Genomic DNA, 21,714 nt, shown 5'->3' with positions numbered 1-21,714 from the left:
GCTTCCACACGTGAAAGCCGGATTCTCGGCAAGCTCCGCCTGACCTGCAATGCTTAAGTGAACGGCATTACGCCCGCGGGCGGCCTTGTCGTCTGCGAGCGCCTCCGGGGACCGGTATTAGAACCGCATCCCGAAGGACAGCTGGTAGAGCACGGCCTTGAATTCGTTGGTCGAGCTCACCGTCCCGACGTCGATCGGGCCGACCGTGTCGCTGAGCGTGGGCGAGTTGATCACGACGTCGTTGAGCTTGGCCTCGACTTCGGCGCAGCCGACGTACTTCACGTCTGCGGTCAGGAACATGTTCTTGGGCAGACTGAAGTCCACGCCCAACTGCCCCACGCAGGCCACCGGCTTGGTCAGGTTGAGCGTGGGCTCGTTGCCGTAGGCGTTGAGTACCGGGTTGTTCACATCGGTGTCGTAGGTATAGAGATACATCGCGCCGGCGCCGATGTAGGGCTGGATCAGCGTATCGACCCAGGGGCGATAGACCAGGGTAAGGTTCGGCGGTAGTGCCTTGAAGGTGCCGATCTTGCGGCCCAGTGGCGGCACGCCGGTGGGAATGCCGCTCTGGGTCGTCGGCGCCAGCGATTCGTCGACCGCGTTCTTGGACACTTCGAAATCGAGCTTGAGCGGGGGCGCCAGCGTGACCTCCATGGCCAGGTGCTTGCCGGTATTGGGCACGAACAGGCCGATCGTGCCGCCGAGCGTGGTCTTGTCGCCGGCACTCGATCCGGTGTGATCGAGACGGCTCGAGCCCTCGCCGAAGGCCTGGGCCGCCAGGCCCTGAGCGTTCTCGACCTTCAGCCGGGAACTGTCGCCGTAGTACTGGAAGTGCAGCACGCCGACGCGAAAGTAGGCGTTGTGCTTCACGTAGTCGATGGCCCCGCCGATCAGCCCCTGTTCGGGCTCGGCCTCGAGCCGGTCCATGCCGGAGCCGCTGTAGCCGTCGTCCCGCATCTGCCCCTGTGCACCCGCGATGCCGGCGAACAGCAGGCTCGCGCCGCCGATGAGCGCCATGGCCGTCTTTGCCCCCGGCCAGCGGCGTTCGGACGTGGTGTCCTGATTCATCTCCCTTCTCCTTGCTGGTTCTGTTGTTGCGATGATCGCGCCCCGGCGGTGGCCGGGGCGCATCGACCGTGGCCTAGCGGTTGGGGAACTCGCGCCCGCCGTGGACCGGAGCCCCGGTGAGCTGGAAGTTCAGATCACCCGGGTCGACCGTGGCGTTCGCCGGTAGCAGGTCGAGCGCCGTGGCCGACAGGCTGAAGCGGTTCACGTTGCGCAGGGCGATCGCGAGGCGACCGTTCTGTTCGAACGTGACCGGGCCCACCAGGCGCGTCCGGATCTGCTGCTGCGGCAGGCTCACGCCCTGTCCGTCGGGCGCGTTGGCCGTCAGGGTCAGCGAGGCGGTGAAGCACGGCTCGTAGTGGTAGGGCTGGCCGTCGATCGAACCTTCACACTCCTCGACGATGTAGCCGGTCTGGGGCACCTCGCCGTCGGCGTCGGCATCGTTCGGGAAACGCAGCAGCACCCGGCCGGTCTGGAGCGGCTCGTCCTGTCCGGCGAGTCCGCCGAGCAGGGTGCCGAGCAGATCGTCGACGAGGCCGTCCACCAGCCCCGGCAGCGCGCCGACCGGCGTCTCCGAGTTGATCAGTCCGGCGAGCGTGTTGCCCAGCGGTGCGGTCACCTCATTACGCTGCAGGGCGCCGATGAGCTCGATCACGGCCATGTCGTCGGCACTGCCGCCCTGACCGTCGCCGATCACCGGAATCAGCACATCCGTGACACCGCCGACGAGCTGGTTGAGACCGCCGGTCAGCTGATCGAGCGGCCCGCCGGCATCGTCCATGTCGTTGATGTCGCCCACGGTGGTGCCCTCGGGCATGTTGCCGAGCAGATCACCCAGCGCTGCGGTGAGCTCGTCCACACGCAGGACCTGGGTAAGGATGCCGCCGAGGGCGTCTGCGCTGATGTTGATGCTCGTCAGCGCGTTGATGCCGCCCGGCTGCAGCGAGACCGGAATGCAGCTACCCGGCGTGCCGCCGACGGCGTCCGTGTCGACATCCTCGCAGTCGCCGGTGCTCTCGCGGATCGCGATCGGCCGGGTCAGGGACAGGTAGGAGGCGAAGCTGCCGTCTTCCTGCTCGCCGGGGATCTGGATCTCGGTGCCAAGCAGCTCGGTGGTCAGCTCGACGCGCGTGCGATTGCCCGGCTGGGCGTTCTCGCCGTCGTCGAAGCGGCCGTTGCCGTTGGTGTCGGCGTAGGGGAAGGTCGCCTGAGTGGCGAAGTAGTCCTCGGTCGCCGCCGTCGCCGTGAACGGCATGACGATGTCCGGACCCCCCTCGGCGTCCGCCGCGGCGGGTGTCGAACCGGTGCCGTTGAGCGGGTCGGTATTCAGCGTCCGGCCGTCCGCATCGACGATCCGATTGCTGCAGGCGGAAGCGCCGTCGCCGCCGCAGACCACCACCCAGTAGCGGGCGCCCGGCTCGAAGTCGCGGGTCGGGCGGAAGGTGAAGCCGCGCGTGAGATCGTCGCCGCGATTGGCGAGTGCGATCTCGCCCTCCACCGCAGCCACGCACTGGCCGCTGTCATCCATGCGCTGCACGGCCACGGTCGCATCGGCGTCGGTGTTGCCGGAACCGTTCACGAGGCAGCCGTCGGCGAGGACGATGGAATCGCTCTCGACCAGCTTCGAGAAGAAGCCCTCGATCGCCACGTTGGCCGGGTTGTCGAAGACCGGGAAATCCTCGGAAGCGGCATCGCCGCCATCTTCGTCGTTGCCCGGGTTGTCGCCGACACAGTGGCCGGCGCTGTCGCCGCCGGACATGAAGTCCCCGCCCTCGAGCGCGCAGGGGATGCCCGGCGTGAGGGTGCCCAGAAGCGGCGCCGTGGGCTCGGTCTCGATCAGCGGCTCGGTGCGGAAGTCGATGCTCTGGCTCGGACCGGCCGGGTTCTGGAAGCTGACCGGGTTGCCCGCCAGGTCGGTGAGCTGGTCACCGTTGTTGAGCATGATCCGGTACTCGGTGTCCGCCGACAGGAGCGCTTCGGGATCGACGACCACGCTGAAGCCTTCCACGCGGTAGGTCGCGTCGACGTCGCCGGAGGGGCCGGTGAGCACGATACTCGAGGGGCTGACGCTGGCGGGATCGATCGGCGAGCTGAAGGTCACCGCCGGGCTCGACTCGACCGGGAAGGTGTTGGCGAGAGCGTCGCTGCGGCCACCCTGCTGGGCCTCGGCCCCGAGCAGTTCGCGGCAGGCGGGTTCGGGCAGCGCGGTGGGCGGTGCCCCCCGATCGGCGTAGACGGCGTCGTAAAGCGGGGAACCGAACGTGTACAGACAGGCGCTGGGGGACACCGCGGTCACCGTCGGCGGGACCTCGTCGGCCGGCACGTCGATCTGATCGTCGTCGTCGGCCGGCAACAGCAGCGTCAGCTCGAAGTCGACGGTCGCGTTGTCGGAGCGATTGACGTTGATCGGGAAGCTGCCGAGCGTGCTGATCTCGAGATCGCCGTTATCGCGCGGAATCGCCAGGCCGGCGGCCTGGATGTTGAGCACGGACTGGTTGAACACGCCGTTGGCGAGTTGCTGGACCACGAGATTCTCCTGGTCCATCGCCGTGATCAGCGTGCCGATGCCGAGGTCGAAGCGCAGCCGCACGGCCGTCGGGGTTTCGATGTTGCGGTAGTCGTTGCCGCTGAGATAGACGCTGACATCGTTGATGAAGTTGACGTCGATGGGGCCGCTGGGGTCGATCGGCGTGGCGATCTCGCCGCCGAGTTCGAGGGTCAGGCCCTTGAGCTGGAAGCGCTGCCCCGCGCGGATGACCGCCGGGAACACGTCGCCGAAGCCGGACAGGCCGGGTTCGGCCAGGGTGGTCTCGATGCCGGTGCGGATCAGGCCGGCACGGCTGTCGACATCGTCCGGCGAGAGCACCGGCTGGTCGTTGGAGCCGATCAGCTGGGAGCCGATCTCGACGTTGTTGGTCGCGAGGCCGTTGAGGTTGTTGTCCGGCAGCTCGTCGATGTCGGTACCGGTGGTGTCGCGCTCGATCGTGAGCGTCTGGTCGAGCGAGTCGCCGACGCTCAGCACGGTGCGCTCGACGCTGTCGGCCTCTAGCGACTTGCCGAAGCGGGAGGTGATGTCCGAGCTCCAGGCGATCGTGTAGTCGCCGGGCTCCAGATCCTCGCTCGGATCGAAGACGATATAGCGGCCCAGGGCGGTCACGCGGGCATCGTCGATGTCCTCGTCGTCGGGGCCGGTTACGGTGAAGCTGTCACCATCGACGGTCGCCGGATCCAGCGGCTCGTTGAAGATCACGCGGATCGCGTTGAATTCGGTGAAAAGCGACTGATCGCCCGTTTCGGGGTTCGTGTCGCCGGGGGTGACGCTCGTGACCCGGAAATCGCCGGGTGCCGGCCGTCCCTCGGCCGGACGGGTGGTGAACCGGAACAGGGTCTGGCCGTCCTCGAACGAGGTGCCGCTGTCGGCGATGGTGCTGCTGGCCACCACCGCGTAGTCGGTGTCCGGTCGCAGATCGGGCCCGCCCTGGAGACAGAAGTCGTCACGGCCGTCCTCGAGTTCGACGTCCGAGCCCAGCGCCAGGCAGAGAATGCCGGCCTGGTCGGCCTCGTCATCGTCGTCGGCGCGCACCGTGAGCGGCTGTGTGACGGTGTCGCCGTCGTCGTCCTCGTACCGCAGCACGAGCGCGTCCGCGGGCACATCGCCCACGTCGCCGGCGAACTTGACCACCATCTGCGTATCGAGCAGCACATCCTGCTGGCCGTCGAACGGGTAGCTGAAGGCGAGCCCGGTCGGGGTGACGTCCTCACGCGGGTTCGGATCACCGTTGTCGCCGCCGCTGCCGCTCGAACAGGCCGGCAGCACGAGGCCCGCGGCGGACATGAGGACGATCGCACCGACACGCGTGGGCCAGGACGAGTGCGCCCGACGGCGCGGCTGCGCGGCGTCCGGGTTCAATTCGCTCGTGGCCTGCGCGCTCGCGCGCGAGGCATAGGAATACGTCGGTACCAAAGCGCTATCTCCCTTGATGCAGTGCAGGTCGAAAACCGACATGCAGTCTTTTTAGAATCCCGCGGGGAAGATAAACGAGTCGGTGCCGAAATGCCAGCCGTCCGGGCGAAAAGTATGAATTGATTGTGTTTTATCGAGTGGTAGTCAAGCCTCGCAGGGCCCTTGGAGCCTCGAAACGCTTATCGCAACGGTCTTCGAGGTGGCGGCGCGGCTGCCTGCCCGACGCCGGCCGCGCGCCGGCTGCGAGGCCCGCCGACTGCGCGCTGCGTGGCAAAAAACGCGCCGACGGGCGATGGCGGGTCAGCCCGGGCCTGACGTCTGGGCGCGTTCCCGGGCAACGACCGACTGCATCTCGGCGGGGTCGAAGTCATCGACGTGGATCACGGCCATCTGCAGCGCGTACAGATCGCGCATGCGCCGGGCCTCGTCGGCGTCGAACAGGCCGCGACCCGCGGCCGCCTCGATGCGCTCGGCGGGATGATCCGCGCGGATCTCGCCGTTCTTGACGGCCCGGTCGAGGCGCGCCTGAAGGTCGGCGGCGTCGAGCGTGGCCTGCATCGCCGCCTCGAACAGCGACAGCCCGCGCCTGTGCGTCTGGTCGGCGTAGCAGCGCGGCGTCAGGCGCTCGCGCTGGGGGCCGGGCGTCTGCAGCATGTCGGCGAGCTGCCGTCCGAGGGCGTCGGACGGACCCTGCGCGCGGCGGCCGATCGGAAAGATCAGCGCTCGCGCCAGCCAGGCGGCGGGCCGGTTCGGCAGATGCCGGATCACCCCGGCCAGAGCCGCCTCGATCGCGGCGAAGGCGTCCTCGCAGACCCAGCGGACCAGCGGCAGGTCCTCGGCGTGGGCGCCGTCCTCGACGAAACGCTTGAGCGTGGCGCTGGCGATGTACAGATACGACAGCACGTCGCCGAGCCGGGCCGACAGCGATTCGCGGAACTTGAGCGAACCGCCGAGGGTGGCCATGGCGAGGTCGGCCACGAGCGCCAGATTGGCCGAGTAGCGGTTCAGCGCCCGGTAGTGGGGCGCCAGTTCGCGAACCCGACCGGCCGCACTCGTCCGGCCGCCGGTCACGCCCATGACCAGCGAGCGGGCGGCCGCCGAGAGATCGTGACCGATGTGGGCGTAGAGCAGCGCGTCGAAAGCGTCGAGCGCGGCTTCGCGATCCGGATCGTTCGCCGCCTCGATCTCGTCGAGCACGTAGGGATGGCAGCGGATGGCCCCCTGGCCGAAGATCATCATGCTGCGGGTGAGGATGTTGGCGCCTTCCACTGTGATGTTGACCGGTGCGGCCTGAAAGCGGCGCGCGACCGGATTCGACGGCCCGAGCATGACCGCCTTGCCCGCGTGCACGTCCATGGCGTCCTTGGCGACCTGCTGCGCCAGGGTGGTGACGTGGTACTTCGCGATGCCGGAGGCGACCGACGGCTTCTCGCCCAGGTCGACCGCGTTGGCGGTGAAGCGGCGCACCGATTCGCAGGCGTAGGTCCGGCCGGCGATGCGGGCCAGCGCCTCCTGTACGCCCTCGAAGCGGCCGATGGAGACGTTGAACTGGCGCCGGACCACGGCGTAGGCGCCGGTGAGCCGCGCGCTGGCGATCGCGTCGCCGGTCGAACCCGAGGGCAGGGAGATCGAGCGGCCCACCGAGAGGCACTCCATCAGCATGCGCCAGCCCTGACCGATCATCGCGCGGCCGCCGATGATGCAGTCCAGCGGGACGAACACATCCGTGCCCCAGGTGGGGCCGTTCTGAAACGGTGCGCTGGCGGGAAAATGCCGGCGGCCGGTGTGTACGCCGGCGGTGTCGGTGGGCACCAGCGCGCAGGTCACGCCGAGATCGACGTCGTCGCCGAGCAGGCCGTCCGGATCGTACATCCTGATGGCGAGGCCGAGCACCGTGGCCACGGGCGCCAGGGTGATGTAGCGCTTGTCCCAGGTCAGGCGCATGCCGAGCACGGGCTCGCCGTTCCACTCGCCGTGGCAGACGACGCCGCGGTCCGGGATGGCGCCTGCGTCCGAGCCGGCGTGCGGGCTGGTCAGGCCGAAGCAGGGAATCTCGTCGCCGGAGGCCAGCCGCGGCAGGTAGTGATCCTTCTGCGCCTCGGTGCCGTAGTGCATGAGCAGTTCGGCCGGGCCGAGCGAATTCGGCACCGCCACGATCGGGCCCACGGTGCCGCCGGCGGGGCCGCTGCCGAGCTTGGCCAGCACGCAGGAGTGGGCGTAGGCGGAAAAGCCGAGCCCGCCGTAGCGCTCGGGGATGATCATCGCCCAGAAACGCTCGGCCTTGATGAACCGCCAGGCTTCGGGCGATAGATCGGCGTCCTCGTGGGTGATGCGCCACTCGTCGCACAGATCGAGCAGCTGCTGGACCGGGCCGTCGAGAAACGCTTCCTCTCTCGCGGACAGCTCGGCCTCCGGCAGGCGCTCGAGCCGTCGCCAATCCGGCGCGCCGGAGAACATCTCGCCCTCCCACCAGACGGTGCCGGCCTCGAGCGCGGTGCGTTCGGTGGCCGACAGCGTCGGCAGCACGCGGGCGAACAGATCGAGCGCCGGCCGCGTGATCCAGCGCCGGCGGATCGCGGTCACGTTCAGGGGCACGACGATCGCGGCGAACAGCAGCCACAGGAACAGGCCCAGGCCGAGACCGGTGCTGGTCAGCGTGCACACCAGCAGCAGGGCGGCGATCACACCGGTGGCCGTGCCCAGACGCACGCGATGCCAGGCCAGCGCGAGGAAGGCGGCGAGGAAGACGACGAACCAGAACAGCGCGGCCATGGCGGCTCCGCGGCCGCAAGCACGGCCGGGTGAGGGTGATACCGCCACCATAGGCAAGCGGCTTTTGCCCCGCAATCGCGGTGGTCGTCCGGTCAGGCCCGGCGCGTCTCGCCGAAAAAGTCCTGGATGAGGGCCGCGACGCGCTCGGGTGCTTCCAGGTGCAGCATGTGTCCGCAGCCCGGCATCACGCGATGGGTCAGGTCGGTGAAACAGGCGCGCCGACGGGCCATGTCCGCCTCGGCCACGAGTGCTCTCGCCGGTGAGTCCTCGGCATCGATACAGAGCACGGCTGCGCGGACCTCGCGCCAGATCGCCATGGCGTCGTCGATGCGGAACGGTTGCGGAAAGGGCGCCCGATGCCACGGGTCGAAACGCCACTGCCGTCCGCCGTCGACGGGGCGGGTCCACTGCGCGGCGAGCATGTGCCGCGTATCGCCGTCGAGCTCGGGATAGCGGCGCCCGATGCGCTCGGATACCGTCGCCAGATCGGGGTGCACTGCGTGGCTCGGCGGCGCGCGGTGGGCGTCGAGCCAGCGCCGGTAGCGCCGGGGCGCCCGGCTGCTGTCGGCGTCGGGCACGTTGAGGCTGTCGAGGGTGACGAGATGCGCCACACGCTCCGGCCGCAGCCCGGCGTAGAAGCTGGCCACCTGGCCGCCCATGCTGTGACCGACCAGCGTGATCGGCGCGGCCAGCCCGGGCAGGGCGTCGAGCAGCGCCTCGAGGTCGGCCAGGTATTCGGGAAACCAGTAGCAGCGTCCGGCGTGGCCGGTGTCGCCGTGGCCGCGCCAGTCCGGCGCGATGAACCGGTAACGCCCCGGTGCCTCGGCATCGATGGCCGCCGCCAGCGAGGCAAAGCTGGCGCCGGTATCGGCGAATCCGTGCAGCAGCACCATCGGTTCGCCCGCCCGGGGGCCCGACTCGCGCACGGCGTGCGCCAGGCCGTCGAGGGTGAAGTGATTGGGCGGGTCGAGCAGGCTCACGAGAGTTCGGCCGCGGCCTGACGGTTGACCCGCCCCTCGCGCCAGTAGAAGACCGCGAGCGTGGCGAGGATCACCGCGATTGCCGCCAGTGTCGTGCGGGTCGGCGCCTCGGCCAGGACCAACCACGCCCAGAGCGTGCCGAACACGGTCTCCAGCAGCATCAGCAGGCTGACTTCGGGCGCCGGCAGATAGCGCGGTCCGCGCCCGATGAGGCCGAACGCCACGGGTAGTATCACGGCCAGGCCGGCGGTCGCGGCGTAGCTCTGGGTGGGCAGGTCGGTCAGCTGGGCGGGCAGGGCTGTGGCGAGCACGATGAACAGCCCGCCGAGCGCCAGTCCCGGCAGCGTGTCGCCCTCGCCGATGGCCCGCATGAACACGAACGTGGCGCCGAACACCGCGGCGGTGGCGATGCCGAGCGCACGCCCGAACAGGCTGCCGGCGCCGCCGAAGGCGATCATCATCAGGCCGAGGGCGATCACGCCCGCCGCGATCCAGGTGCGCGGCGGCGCGCGCTCGCCCAAAAACAGCACGCTGAAGACTGCGGCGAATATCGACGCCGTGGCCAGGGCGCCGAGGGTGTCCGACACGGAGGCGAACTTGATCGCACTGACGAACAGTATGTTGCTCAGCGCGAACAGCAGCCCCAGGCCCCAGCCGTGCCGGTGCATCAGTGCCGATGCGAGCGCTGCGGGCCGGTGCCGGTCGCGCCACAGCAGAAAGGCGAACAGCCCGCCGGCCATGGCCAGGCCGCGCCAGAACAGCGTGGTGGGCACGTCCGCGTCGAGCAGACGAATGAGCACCGAGTCGGGGCTGAGCGCGAGCACGCCGGCGCCGGTCAGCAGCATGCCGTAGACACGCGGCGTCATGCCGCCGCGCTTTCGTGGTCGGCGACCAGGCGGTGGATGAAGGCGAGTTTCTCGTGCGTGGGCGCGCTGATGACGAACGGGTAGGCGTCCGGCAGCCCCATGCTGCGATTGACCGCGTTCATGCCGATGGCGAGCTGGGTCCAGCCGTGCATGAGGGCATCGAAGTCATCGGCGGCATGCCGCCAGGGCGGTGGCGTGACCAGGCTGAATTCGACGGCGGTCTCGAGCGTGTCGCGCATGTGCAGATAATGGGCCCAGGTCTCGGCCCAGTCCTCCCAGGGATGGGCCGACGCGTACGGTGTGATGAAGCGCGCCTGCCAGTCGCCCGGTGCGCCGTCGCGGTAATAGCGCTTCAGCGCCGCGGCGTAGTCGGCGCGGTCGTCGCCGAAGAGTGTACGGCATGCCGCCAGCGGGCCGCCATCGGCGACCAGTCGGCTCCAGTAGTAGTGGCCGATCTCGTGCCGGAAATGGCCCAACAGGGTTCGGTAGTGCTCGCCCATCTGCTCGCGCATGCGGGCCCGGGCCACGTCGTCGGCCTCGGCGATGTTGATCGTGATCACACCGTTGGCATGGCCGGTGTTGACCGGCGCCTGGCCTGCGATCGGACGGGTGAACTCGGTGGTCGAGTCGCGGTCGGCGAGAAAATCGAAGGCCAGACCCGCCTCCGGATCCTGTCGCCGATCCACGATCGGCAGGCCGAGTTGCATGAGATTGAACAGCAGATGGCGCTTGGCGCTCTCGAGTTTGCCCCAGAGTTCGGCGTGACGTGGCTGGTCCAGATCCGGCAGCGTCCGGGTCAGCCGGCAGGACTGGCATTGTGCGTGGGGCGCGGCTTCGGGGATCAGCCAGTTGCAGATGGCGTGGCGCGTCGCGTTGTCGCACAGGCGATAGACCGCGCCCTGAATGCGGCCGGCGCCGGGAACCTGCCAGAGGCCTCCGCCCAGCGGTTCCAGTGCCGTCATGCGGCCGGCGCCCGGGGCGAAGCCGACCCGGCGATCGCACTGCAGGCAGCGGGTGTTGCGGAAGAACAGGGTGTTGCCGCACTGGCAGTAGAAGTCGCGCATCGGTGAAGGTTCGGCCGTTTGGCTCTCGAGCGGGGCGGGCTCAGGGTCTGAAGTAACGGGCGCCGATCGCATCGTTCAGGCGATTGAGCTCGATCTGCATCCGGTCGAGGAATTCGCTCAGGCGATGGCCGGTGAGGGCGCTGATCTCGGCCTGTTCGAGCACCGCCAGGGCGCTGTCGAGCTGGCGCGTGCAGGGTTCGGGTTCGGGCAGGCGCGCGAGCCGCTGGCCGGCATGCGCCAGGCAGTAGCGCAGCGAGCGGGGAAAGGCGGTGTCGGTGAGCAGAAAGCGCACGACGCCCGCGCCGGTGACACGCGTGCGCACGTGGCGCCGATACATCTGAAAGGCGCTCAGCGACTTGAGTACGCTGATCCACTGCACCGTCTGGTAGGGCGGCAGGTCGGCGACATCGTCGGCGAGCAGGTCGGAGGCGCGCACGTCGAGGATGCGGGTGGTCATGTCGGCGCGTTCGATCGCCATGCCCAGCTGGAGCATGTCGTAGGCGGCGTCGCGGCTCATGCCCGATTCCAGCAGCCCGGCCACCATCCGGCCGCTGCGCACCACCCGCTCCATCACCCGGCTGCGTGCCAGCCGACGTTCGATGTGCTGGCCCTCGTCGGCCATGTACAGATGCAGGCCGTTGACTTCCTCCCAGACCTCGCGCGGTATCCGGTCGCGCGTGTGGCGCAGGTTCTCCCGGGCGTGGGCCAGCGAGCTGGCGATCGAGCCCGGGTGGTCGCGGTCGCTGGACAGAAAGCGCATCACGCTTTCCTCGGTCGCATCGGGATAGTGGCGGGCGAACAGGGCCTCCGCGCCGACGATCTCGACCAGTGCCCGCCAGTCGAACTCGGTCTGGCGCGGCAGGTCCAGCAGCAGGAGGGTGGTCGCGTTGATCAGGCGCGCGCCGGATTCGGCCCGCTCGAGATAGCGGCCCGCCCAGAACAGGTTCTGTGCCAGTCTCGAGAGCATCTCAGGCGTCCCCGTCCTGTACGATCCAGGTGTCCTTGCTGCCGCCGCCCTGGGAGCTGTTGACCACCAGCGAGCCTTCGCGCAGCGCCACCCGGGTCAGCCCGCCCATGGTCACGAACGCGTCCTCGTCCGGGCGCGAAACGATGAACGGCCGCAGGTCGACATGCCGCGGCGCCGCCCGGCCGTCCACCAGCGTCGGCGCGGTGGACAGGGCGAGCGTCGGCTGGGCCATGTAATTGCGCGGATTGGCGCGAATCAGTTCGGCGAAGCGCTCGCGCTCGGCGGGCGTGGCGCGCGGGCCGATGAGCATGCCGTAGCCGCCCGATTCGTTCGCCGGTTTGACCACCAGTGTGTCCAGATTCGCGAGTACGTACTCGCGCTGTTCCGGGTCCATGCACAGCCAGGAGGGCACGTTCGGCAGCTTCGGCTCCTCGCCCAGATAGTAGCGGATGATCTCGGGCACGAAGGCGTAGACGACCTTGTCGTCGGCCACGCCGGCGCCGGGGGCGTTGGCCAGGGCCACCTTGCCCGCGCGCCAGGCCCGCATCAGGCCCGGCGTGCCAAGCATCGAGTCCGATCGGAACACATCCGGGTCGAGAAAGAGGTCGTCGACCCGGCGGTAGATCACGTCGACCCGCTGCGGGCCATAGATGGTGCGGGCGTAGACACAGTCGTCGCGATCGACGTACAGATCGGTGCCCTGCACCAGTTCCGCGCCCATCTGGCCCGCCAGCCAGACGTGCTCGAAGAACGCCGAATTGTAGACGCCGGGGCTCAGCAGGGCGACGTTCGGGGTGATGCCGGTCCGGGGCGAGAGCGCGTTGAGCGCATCCAGCAGCTCGCTGGGATAGTCGTCGACCGGCAGGATGCGATGGCGTTCGAACAGTTCCGGGAACACGCGCTTCGAGACCAGGCGGTTCTCGACCATATAGGACACGCCCGAAGGCACGCGGAGATTGTCTTCGAGTACGTGGAACTCGCCGTTGCCGTCGCGAACCAGGTCGGAGCCGCAGATATGCGCCCAGATGTCGCCCGGCGGACGCATGCCCACGCATTCGGGGCGGAAGTTCACGGATTGATCCAGGACCGCCCGCGGCAGCACGCCGTCGGCGATGATCCGCTGGTCGCCGTAGAGATCGGCGATGAACCGGTTGAGCGCGCTCACCCGCTGGCGCAGGCCGTCGCTGACCCGGCGCCACTCGTGCTCCGCGATGGTGCGGGGGAGCACGTCGAACGGCCAGGCTCGATCGATCATGCCCGCATCGGAATAGACCGTGAAGGTGATGCCGGTGGACTTGATCGCCAGATCGGCAGCGGCCCGGCGATTGGCGAGCTCCTCGGGGCCGAAGGCCTCGAGTTGTCCGGTCAGCTCGCGCGCGCCATCGCGCGGCGCGCCATGCGCGTCGAACAGCTCGTCGAAGAAACCCGGACTGCGATAGCCCGCCCAGAAGTCGGTCATGATCGATAGCGCTCGAGTGGGTGTGGCTACTGTACACCGCGGTGATGCAATTCGCGGGCCGAAAGCCCGGCCCGAACGCGGCATCGGTGGTCGTCCGACGCGCTGAAAATCGCCTGACAGCGGCTTTCGGCGTGGTAGACTCGCGGATTGTTTCCAATACGATCCGAGCATGGCGGACACCTCCACCGCAGCGGGCGCCGGTGTTGTATTCAAGGGCCGGATGATGACCCTCACGGTGCTCGAGATCCGTGACACGGACATCGAGCGCATCGCCGAGCAGATCGCCCGGCAACTCGAGCGCACGCCCGATTTCTTCGCACGCATGCCCGTGCTGCTGTCGCTGCCCAGCGAACTGCCCGAGCTCGCGCGGGTGCGCGATGCCGCCCGCGATGCCGGCCTGCTCGTCGTGGGCGTGCTTGATCCCAGTGACGCTGCCGCGAAGGCCGCGGCGCGCGCGGGTCTCGGGGTACTGAATTCGCCCGCGCGCGCGGCCGCCGAGCGCGACACCACGGCCACGGACGCGCCCGAGCCGGCGCGCGCCGGCGAACCCGAGGCCGCGCCGGCCCCGTCGAGCGAGCGCGAGGCCGGCTCGCGCACGCCGACGCGCCTGGTCACGCGGCCGGTGCGCTCCGGCCAGCAGATCTACGCCCGCGGCGGCGATCTGGTGGTCGCGACCTCGGTCAGCGAGGGCGCGGAGGTGCTCGCCGACGGCCATATCCACATCTACGGGGCGCTGCGCGGCCGCGCGCTGGCCGGGGCCACCGGCGACACCGACGCCCGCATCTTCTGCCGCCGGTTCGAACCGGACCTGGTGGCCATCGCCGGCTGCTACAAAGTGGCCGACGCCATAGACGAGGGGGTGCGTTCCAGGGCCGTGCAGGTCAGTCTGGACGACGACAACTTGACGATCGAATTGCAGGAGTAACGAGTGGCAAAAATCATCGTAGTCACGTCCGGCAAGGGCGGGGTCGGCAAGACGACGACCGCGGCGTCCTTTGCGACCGGCCTGGCCATGCGGGGGAACAAGACCATCGTCATCGACTTCGACGTGGGTCTGCGCAACCTCGACCTGATCATGGGCTGTGAGCGCCGGGTCGTGTTCGATTTCATCAACGTGATCCAGGGCGAGGCCAATCTCAAGCAGGCCATGATCCGCGACAAGCGGGTGGAGAATCTCTACATCCTCGCGGCCTCCCAGACGCGCGACAAGGACGCGCTGGCGCTGGAGGGCGTGGAGCGCACGCTCAACAAGCTCGCCGAGGACTTCGACTACATCGTCTGCGATTCGCCGGCAGGCATCGAGACCGGCGCGATCATGGCGATGTATTTCGCCGACGAGGCGCTGGTGGTGACCAACCCCGAGGTCTCCTCGGTGCGCGACTCGGATCGCGTGCTGGGCATGCTCTCCTCCAAGACCAAGCGCGCCAAGGAAGGCGCCGATCCGGTCAAGGAGCATCTGGTGGTCACCCGCTACGCGGCCAACCGCGTCGGCAAGGGCGAGATGCTGTCGCTGTCGGACATCAACGATATTCTTGGCATCCCGCTGCTGGGCGTCATCCCCGAGTCCGAGACCGTGCTCAACGCCTCCAACTCCGGCATGCCGGTCGCCCTGGAGAACAACGCCGATGCCGGGCACGCCTATCTCGACATGGTGGCGCGTTTCCTCGGCGAGAACCGTCCGATGCGTTTCACCGAGGCCAAGAAGGGTTTTCTCGATCGTCTGATGGGGAGGTAGACCATGGGTTGGCTCGATGTATTTCGGTCCGAGAAGAAAGGCTCGGCACAGCACGCGAAGGAGCGGCTCCAGCTCGTGGTCGCCCATCGCCGGAGCGGGCATGACGATCAGCCGGCCTACTTTCCGCAGCTGCAGCAGGATCTGCTGGCCGTGCTGCGCAAGTACGTTCAGGTCGGCGACGACGCCGTGCAGATGGAGATCGAGCGCGAGGGCGATCTCGAGGTGCTCGAGCTCAACATCACGCTGCCCGACTCCAAACACTGAGCTGACGCGTATGTAAAAATGCGGATTTTCAGCCGAAGGAGCCGCCGTGGCCGCGCAGCAGCAGACGTTCGATTACGTGATCGTGGGCGGCGGCTCCGCCGGTTGTGTCCTGGCCAATCGGCTCTCGGCGGATCCGGACGTCAGCGTCTGCCTGCTGGAGGCCGGTCCCTCGGACTGGAATCCGCTGATCCGCATGCCCATCGGCATCATCGGCCTGATGTGGTCGCGGATGTTCAACTGGGCCTACTACACCGTGCCGCAGAAGCATCTCGGCGGCCGCCGGATGTTCTGGCCGCGCGGCAAGACGCTCGGTGGATCGAGCGCGATCAACGCCCAGTGCTACACCCGCGGCAACGCCGCCGACTACGACCACTGGGCCGAACTCGGCAACCGCGGCTGGGGCTTCGCCGAGATGCTGGCCTATTTTCGCAAGTCCGAGCGCTGCGAGGCGGGCGAGAGCGAATACCACGGGGTCGACGGCGCCTACTGCGTGAGTGCGCCGCGGCACGTCAATCCGCTCAGCCGTGCCTTCATCGAAGCGGGCGTGGCCTGCGGCTATCCGCGCAACGACGATTTCGGCGGTGCCACCGAAGAGGGCGTCGGTCTCTACAGCGTGGCCCAGGACAACGGCCGGCGTTGCTCCAACGCCGATGCCTTCCTGCATCCGGTGGCCCATCGCGAGAACCTCACCGTCATCACCCGTGCGCGGGTCCGGAGAATTCGTCTGGAAGGGCGCCGGGCGGTCGGTGTGACCTATCGCCGCGGCCGCTGGGGCGGAGACCGCACGGTCGAGGCCCGGCGCGAGGTGCTGCTCTGCGGCGGAGCGATCAACTCGCCGCAGCTTCTGCTGCTGTCGGGCATCGGTCCGCGCGAGGAGATCGAACCGCACGGCATTCCGCTGGTTCACGAGCTGCGTGGCGTCGGGCGCAATCTCCAGGATCATCTGGATGTCAGCATCATCGACCTCGAACGGACCCGGCTCAGCCTGCGGCTCGGACCGCGATTCCTGTTCGTCGACCTGCCGCGGGCCGTCTATCAGTACTTCGTCCATCATCGCGGCCAGCTCACCAGCAACGTCGCGGAGGCGGGCGGCTTCGCGCGTAGCGGTGATGATCGCGCGCAGGCCGATCTGCAACTGCACTTCATCGCCACCGTCGAGCAGGATCACGGCCATAATCTCTGGAACACGATCAAGCATCACGGCTACACGCTGCGGGTCTGCGACCTGCGGCCGAAATCGCGCGGACGCATCGGGCTGGCGAGCGCGGATCCGGCGGCCGACCCGCTGATCGATCCCAACTATCTGGATCATCCCGACGACCTCGCGCAGATGGTCCGCGCGGTGAAAGCCGGGCGCGCCATCATGCGGGCGCCGCCGCTGGCCGCCCACCGCGAGCGCGAACTGGAGCCGGGCGAGACCGTGACCGACGATGCCGCCATCGAGGCCTTCGTCCGGGACAAGGCCGAGACCATCTATCATCCGGTGGGTACCTGCCGGATGGGATCGGACGCGGCGGCGGTGGTCGACGATCGCCTGCGCGTGCACGGCATTCAGGGCCTGCGCGTGGTCGATGCCTCCATCATGCCGACACTCGTCGGCGGCAACACCAATGCGCCGACGACCGCGATCGCGGAAAAGGCCGCCGACATGATCCGCGAGGACGCCGAAGGCTAGGACCTGTCGACAGGCCTCCGGGTCAGAACATTCAACGATTAATCGCGAGTACTTGCCGCAGCGCACGGGGTCGGATAGATTGGGCGTCAAGAGTTAGCCAAGGCTAAAATTAAGACGCTCATGAAGGAAACGACGTTCGCGCCAATATACGGGGTCTGGCAGCGCCTGCCGGAGGCGTTCGGTGGCCGCGCCTGGCGCTGGTCGGTGCCGATACTGCTGCTGGCCGCCGTGCTTGGCGGCGGCGAGAGCGGCGCGCTCGTGCGCGATACGCTGGCCGAGGCCTATCTCCAGGTCAGCGTGTTCGTCGCCGGCACGCTGATGCTGTTGTTCGCGGTCGAACGCTGGTTTGCCGTCGACCTGCGCGAGCGCATCGCCCAAGCGCGCGTCGGGCAGGTGCCGATCGCCACCGCGCTCGGCATGCTGCCCGGCTGCGGCGGTGCGATCGTGGTCGTCACCCAGTTCGTGAACGGTCGCATCGGCTTCGGCGCCCTCGTGGCGGTGCTGATCGCGACCATGGGCGATGCCGCCTTCCTGTTGATCGCCGCCGCACCCGAGACTGCGGTGGTCGTGTTCGCGGTGAGCGGCGCGAGTGCCGTGCTCTGCGGCTGGGCCATCGAGGCGATCCACGGCCGTGACTTTCTGCGCCATCGACGGGCCGAGGACGATACGCCGACGACCGCTGTAGCGGGTGCGGGGCGGCCGGTCCCGCCGGCGATCGACGGCCTCTGGGCCGCGCTCTGGGCGATTGGCGTGCCGTTCGCGGTGCTCATCGCCTTCCAGCAGGATCCGAACGCCTGGTTCGGGCCCTGGGCCGCGCATCAGCCCGCCACTTGGCTCGGCTTTGCCGGGGCGATGCTGGCCGTGACCCTGTGGGCCGGCGGTCTCGGCGAGGGCGAAGCCGGGACGGGCGGGACATACGGCGAATCCTCACCCCTGTCGAATCCCGGCCACGGTAACGGCCGGGGCGCGGCGACGAACGCCGGGCCCATGGCATGGGTACGCTGCGCGCGCACCGATACCAACTTCGTCACCGTGTGGGTGATCGCGGCCTTTCTGCTGTTCGAGTTCGGCGTGGTCTTCAGCGGTGTCGATCCCGAAGCCTGGTTCGCCGTGGTCGGGCCCCTGGCGCCGCTGGTCGGCGTGCTGGTGGGCTTCATCCCCGGCTGCGGGCCGCAGATCCTGTTGACCACGCTGTATCTCAGCGGCGCGATGCCGATGTCTGCGCTGCTGGCCAACGCGATCAGCAACGACGGCGACGCGCTTTTCCCGGCCATCGCGCTGGCCCCGAAAGCGGCCGTTCTGGCCACGGCCTATTCGGCGCTGCCGGCGCTGGCGGTCGGCTACGCCGCCTTCGGTCTGGGGTATTAACCCTGGCCTTCGGCGGATGCTCTCGCTGCGGCCGGCCCGGGCGATCATCGCCGCCCGGACCGGAATTCGCGTCCGGCGCTAGGTACCCCGCAGTTCCTTGCGCAGGATCTTGCCGACGTTGCTCTTGGGCAGTTCGTCGATGAACGCCACCTGCTTGGGCACCTTGTAGCCGGTGAGCTCCTTGCGGCAGAAATCGATGAGCTCATTCTCCGTGAGGCCGTCGTCCTTCTTGACCACGAAGACCTTCACGACTTCGCCGGAACGGTCGTCGGGGATGCCGACACAGGCCGCCTCCAGAACCTTCGGGTGCTGGGCGACCACGTCCTCGATCTCGTTGGGATACACGTTGAAGCCGGAGACCAGGATCATGTCCTTCTTGCGATCGACGATGTAGAAAAAGCCCTGTTCGTCGTAGTTGGCGACGTCGCCGGTCCGCAGGAAGTCGCCGAAGAAGGTCTCTTCGTTCTCCTCGGGCTTGTCCCAGTAACCCGGCATGACCTGGGGGCCGCGCACGCACAGCTCGCCCGGCTCCCCGGCCGGCAGCTCGTGGCCCTCGTCGTCGCGAATGGAGACGTCGGTGCCCGGCAGTGGCAGGCCGATCGAGCCGTTGTAGTCGGTCATGTCCAGCGGATTGATGCACACGCCCGGCGACGCCTCGGTCAGCCCGTAGGCCTCGATCAGCGGCACGCCGGTAATCCGTTTCCATTTCTCGGCGACTGCGCGCTGCACCGCCGCGCCGCCGCCGAGGGTGATCTTGAGATCCGAGAAGTCGAGTTTGGCGAAGCCGTCGTCGTTGACCAGCGCGTTGAACAGCGTGTTCACGCCGGTGAAGGCGGTCGGCTTGTGCTTGTCGAACTCCTTGACCAGCGCGGGGATGTCGCGCGGATTGGTGATCAGCACGTTCTTGCCGCCCTGCTGGAGAAAGACCAGACAGTTCGCCATCAGGGCGAACACGTGGTAGAGCGGCAGCGGCGTGATGATGCGTTCGCGCCCCTTTTCGGTCCACGGGTCGAGCCAGGCCTGGGCCTGGGCGATGTTGGCGACCATGTTGCGATGCAGGATGATCGCGCCCTTGGCCAGGCCGGTGGTGCCGCCGGTGTACTGCAGGAAGGCGATGTCGTCCGGCCCCACGCCGGCCGGCTTGAACTGCTGCTGCCCGCCCTTCTTGAGTGCGGTGTTGAGCGACACCGCGCCCGGCAGGTTGAAGCGGGGCACCATGCGCTTGACGCGCTTGACCACGAAATTGACGAGATGGCGCTTGAGCCCGGGCAGACGATCGCCGATGCGGGTGGTGATGATGGCCTCGAGCGCCACCTTGTCGACCACCTGTTCCAGCGTCGCCGCGAAGTTCTCCACGATGACGATGCCGCGCACGCCGGCATCGGTGAGCTGATGCTCGAGCTCGCGCGCGGTGTAGAGCGGGTTGACGTTCACCGCGACCATGCCGGCCCGCAGGATCCCGAACAGCGCGATCGGGTACTGGAGGAGGTTGGGCATCATGATCGCGACGCGATCACCCTTGGCGAAGCCCAGTTCGTTCTGGAGATAGGCCGCGAAGTCACGGCTGTGGGCATCGAGTTCCGCATAGGACATCTCGCAGTCCATATTGCTGAACGCCGGACTGTCGCCGAACTCGCGAAAGCTGTCCTCGATGACCTCCACGAGCGTACGGGCGCTGTTGGTCTCGATGTCGGCGACGACACCCTTCGGGTAGCGGTCTAGCCAGATCTTGTCCACGGCATCTCCTTTTGCGCTGCGGTTTCGGGCGACGCGGCGCGGCGCCGGCTTTTCGAGTATATCAGCAGGCTGGCGGCCAAAGCCTGCACGTTGGCTGCGGGTTTGCGTGCGTTATCGCAATTCCTTGCGGAGAATCTTGCCCACGTTGGATTTCGGCACCTCATCGATGAATTCGTAGTGCTTGGGCACCTTGTAGCCGGTCAGGTGTTCGCGGCAGTGGCGTCGGACCTCCTCCAGGCTAAGATCCGGGCGCCGCCGCACCACGAACAGCTTGACCGCCTCGCCGGATTTCTCGTCGGGAACGCCGACCGCGGCGGCCTCGAGCACGCCCTCGTGCGCCACGATCACGTCCTCGATCTCGTTGGGATACACGTTGAAGCCGGACACCAGGATCATGTCCTTCTTGCGATCGACGATGTAGAACAGGCCGGCGTCGTCCTGGCGTGCGATGTCGCCGGTGCGGAAGAAGCCGTCAGTGGTGAAGGCCTCCGTATCGGCGTCTTCCCGGCGCCAGTAGCCGCGCATCACCTGGGGGCCGCGCACGCACAGCTCGCCGGCCTCGCCGGGCGGACGGCTGTGGCCGTCGTCGTCGCGGATGTCGACGTCCGTCGAGGGCAGGGGCATGCCGATGGAGTGGTTGAAGCGCTCCAGATCGAGCGGATTGCAGGTGACCACGGGCGCGGTCTCGGACAGGCCGTAGCCCTCGATGATCGGCCGGCCGGTGACCCGGTACCAGCGCTCGGCCACCGCCTGCTGGGTGGCCATGCCGCCGGCCATCGAGAACTTCAGGTGGGAGAAGTCGAGCTTGTCGAAGCCTTCGGTGTTGAGCAGACCGTTGTAGAGCGTGTTCACACCCGTGATCGCGGAGAACGGATGCCGTGCGAGCGTCTTCACGAACCCGGGCATGTCGCGCGGGTTGGTGATGAGCACGCCGTGCCCGCCGATCGAGAAATAGACCAGCGTGTTCACGGTCAACGCGAAGATGTGATACATCGGCAGCGCCGTGATGATGGTCTCGCCGGTCTCGCTCATCTGCGGGGCGAACCACGCCTGGCACTGGCGTACGTTCGCGGCCACGTTGGCGTGCGTGAGCATCGCGCCCTTGGCCGGGCCGGTGGTGCCGCCGGTGTACTGCAGAAAGGCCAGGTCTTCGCCGCGCACGGCCACGGGCCGGAACGTCTGGCCGCGGCCTTCGGCCAGGGCATCGGGAAAGGCGACCGCGCCCGGCAGATTCCACGCCGGGACCATCTTCTTGATCTTCTTGACCACGAAGTTCGTCACCACGCGGCGAACCGGCCCCAGCATGTCGCCGAGCTGGGTGGTGATCACGGTCTCGACCGGCACGCTGTCGTAGATCTTTTCCAGCGTCGCGGCGAAATTCTCCATCACCAGCAGGGTGCGGACGTCGGCGTCGGTCAGCTGATGCTCGAGCTCGCGCGCGGTGTAGAGGGGATTCACGTTGACCACGGTCAGCCCGGCCCGCAGCGCGCCGAACAGCGCGACGACGTACTGCAGGCAGTTGGGCATCATGATCGCGAAGCGCTCGCCGGGCTGCAGGCCCCGAACCTGCTGGAGATAGCCCGCGAACGCCGCCGACAGCCGGTCGACGTCCGCGAACCGGATGGTGTTGCCCATGCTGCTGTAGGCGTCGCGATCGGCATAGTCGCGGCAGGCGGCGTCGATGATGCCGACGAGGGTGGCGTCGTCGTCGGTGTCGATGGTGTGCCCGATCCCGGGCGGATAGTGCTCGAGCCAGTTCTTGTTCATGGCGCTCTCCCTTCGATGTGGCGCGGCGGCG

General features: G+C 68.1%; 15 protein-coding genes. 5 read left to right on the top strand and 10 right to left on the bottom strand.

The features are described 5' to 3' along the window. Nucleotides 1–117: 117 nt before the first annotated feature. The 8 genes from SAHL_RS02125 to SAHL_RS02090 all read right to left on the bottom strand — a co-directional run bounded on the left by SAHL_RS02125 (nucleotide 118) and on the right by SAHL_RS02090 (nucleotide 13,137). Complete coding sequence (locus SAHL_RS02125) at nucleotides 118–1,068, bottom strand: OmpW/AlkL family protein (protein WP_123589768.1); 951 nt, start codon at nucleotides 1,066–1,068, stop codon at nucleotides 118–120. A 73-nt stretch (nucleotides 1,069–1,141) separates the two neighbouring features. Beyond that, nucleotides 1,142–5,071 carry an Ig-like domain-containing domain gene (locus SAHL_RS02120; protein ID WP_123589767.1) on the bottom strand — a complete coding sequence of 1,310 codons (3,930 nt, stop codon included), beginning with the start codon at nucleotides 5,069–5,071 and terminating at the stop codon, nucleotides 1,142–1,144. 258 nt (nucleotides 5,072–5,329) lie between these two features. Further along, nucleotides 5,330–7,801 (bottom strand): acyl-CoA dehydrogenase, encoded by a 2,472-nt coding sequence (locus SAHL_RS02115; RefSeq protein ID WP_123589766.1) that lies wholly within the window; start codon nucleotides 7,799–7,801, stop codon nucleotides 5,330–5,332. 92 nt (nucleotides 7,802–7,893) lie between these two features. Continuing rightward, entirely contained in the window at nucleotides 7,894–8,781 is an 888-nt protein-coding gene (locus tag SAHL_RS02110; RefSeq protein ID WP_123589765.1) for an alpha/beta fold hydrolase, read from the bottom strand. Then, nucleotides 8,778–9,647: a DMT family transporter gene (locus SAHL_RS02105; RefSeq protein ID WP_123589764.1), complete on the bottom strand. Its 870-nt coding sequence runs from the start codon at nucleotides 9,645–9,647 to the stop codon at nucleotides 8,778–8,780. The genes SAHL_RS02110 and SAHL_RS02105 overlap by 4 nt, the downstream gene beginning before the upstream one ends. Next, a complete protein-coding gene (locus SAHL_RS02100; protein ID WP_123589763.1) occupies nucleotides 9,644–10,711 on the bottom strand; it encodes a zinc-binding metallopeptidase family protein in 1,068 nt (355 codons plus the stop codon). The genes SAHL_RS02105 and SAHL_RS02100 overlap by 4 nt, the downstream gene beginning before the upstream one ends. A 40-nt stretch (nucleotides 10,712–10,751) precedes the next feature. Then, nucleotides 10,752–11,678, bottom strand: coding sequence for an alpha-E domain-containing protein (locus SAHL_RS02095; RefSeq protein ID WP_123589762.1), 927 nt, complete (start codon nucleotides 11,676–11,678; stop codon nucleotides 10,752–10,754). A gap of 1 nt (nucleotide 11,679) precedes the next feature. Beyond that, nucleotides 11,680–13,137 (bottom strand): circularly permuted type 2 ATP-grasp protein, encoded by a 1,458-nt coding sequence (locus tag SAHL_RS02090; protein ID WP_123589761.1) that lies wholly within the window; start codon nucleotides 13,135–13,137, stop codon nucleotides 11,680–11,682. A 169-nt stretch (nucleotides 13,138–13,306) separates the two neighbouring features. Between SAHL_RS02090 and minC the strand changes: the two genes are divergently transcribed. The 5 genes from minC to SAHL_RS02065 all read left to right on the top strand — a co-directional run bounded on the left by minC (nucleotide 13,307) and on the right by SAHL_RS02065 (nucleotide 18,179). After that, nucleotides 13,307–14,062, top strand: a complete 756-nt coding sequence (gene minC, locus SAHL_RS02085) for a septum site-determining protein MinC (protein ID WP_123589760.1) — start codon at nucleotides 13,307–13,309, stop codon at nucleotides 14,060–14,062. A 3-nt stretch (nucleotides 14,063–14,065) separates the two neighbouring features. After that, entirely contained in the window at nucleotides 14,066–14,872 is an 807-nt protein-coding gene (minD, locus tag SAHL_RS02080; RefSeq protein WP_123589759.1) for a septum site-determining protein MinD, read from the top strand. Nucleotides 14,873–14,875: 3 nt separating this feature from the next. Then, entirely contained in the window at nucleotides 14,876–15,136 is a 261-nt protein-coding gene (gene minE / locus SAHL_RS02075) for a cell division topological specificity factor MinE (RefSeq protein ID WP_123589758.1), read from the top strand. A gap of 46 nt (nucleotides 15,137–15,182) precedes the next feature. After that, nucleotides 15,183–16,811, top strand: coding sequence for a GMC family oxidoreductase (locus SAHL_RS02070; protein ID WP_123589757.1), 1,629 nt, complete (start codon nucleotides 15,183–15,185; stop codon nucleotides 16,809–16,811). Nucleotides 16,812–16,931: 120 nt separating this feature from the next. Further along, nucleotides 16,932–18,179 carry a putative manganese transporter gene (locus SAHL_RS02065; RefSeq protein WP_123589756.1) on the top strand — a complete coding sequence of 416 codons (1,248 nt, stop codon included), beginning with the start codon at nucleotides 16,932–16,934 and terminating at the stop codon, nucleotides 18,177–18,179. Between the two features lie 78 nt (nucleotides 18,180–18,257). On the opposite strand, the gene SAHL_RS02060 is transcribed toward SAHL_RS02065, so the two are convergent. Both SAHL_RS02060 and SAHL_RS02055 read right to left on the bottom strand, forming a co-directional pair. After that, nucleotides 18,258–19,916 carry an AMP-binding protein gene (locus SAHL_RS02060; RefSeq protein ID WP_123589755.1) on the bottom strand — a complete coding sequence of 553 codons (1,659 nt, stop codon included), beginning with the start codon at nucleotides 19,914–19,916 and terminating at the stop codon, nucleotides 18,258–18,260. A 111-nt stretch (nucleotides 19,917–20,027) separates the two neighbouring features. Next, nucleotides 20,028–21,683 carry an AMP-binding protein gene (locus SAHL_RS02055; RefSeq protein ID WP_123589754.1) on the bottom strand — a complete coding sequence of 552 codons (1,656 nt, stop codon included), beginning with the start codon at nucleotides 21,681–21,683 and terminating at the stop codon, nucleotides 20,028–20,030. Nucleotides 21,684–21,714 lie beyond the last annotated feature (31 nt).

The organism is Salinisphaera orenii subsp. halophila YIM 95161 (genome assembly GCF_003732545.1).
Classification (GTDB): Bacteria; Pseudomonadota; Gammaproteobacteria; order Nevskiales; family Salinisphaeraceae; genus Salinisphaera; species Salinisphaera orenii_A.
This window is presented reverse-complemented; position numbering and strand designations above follow the sequence as displayed.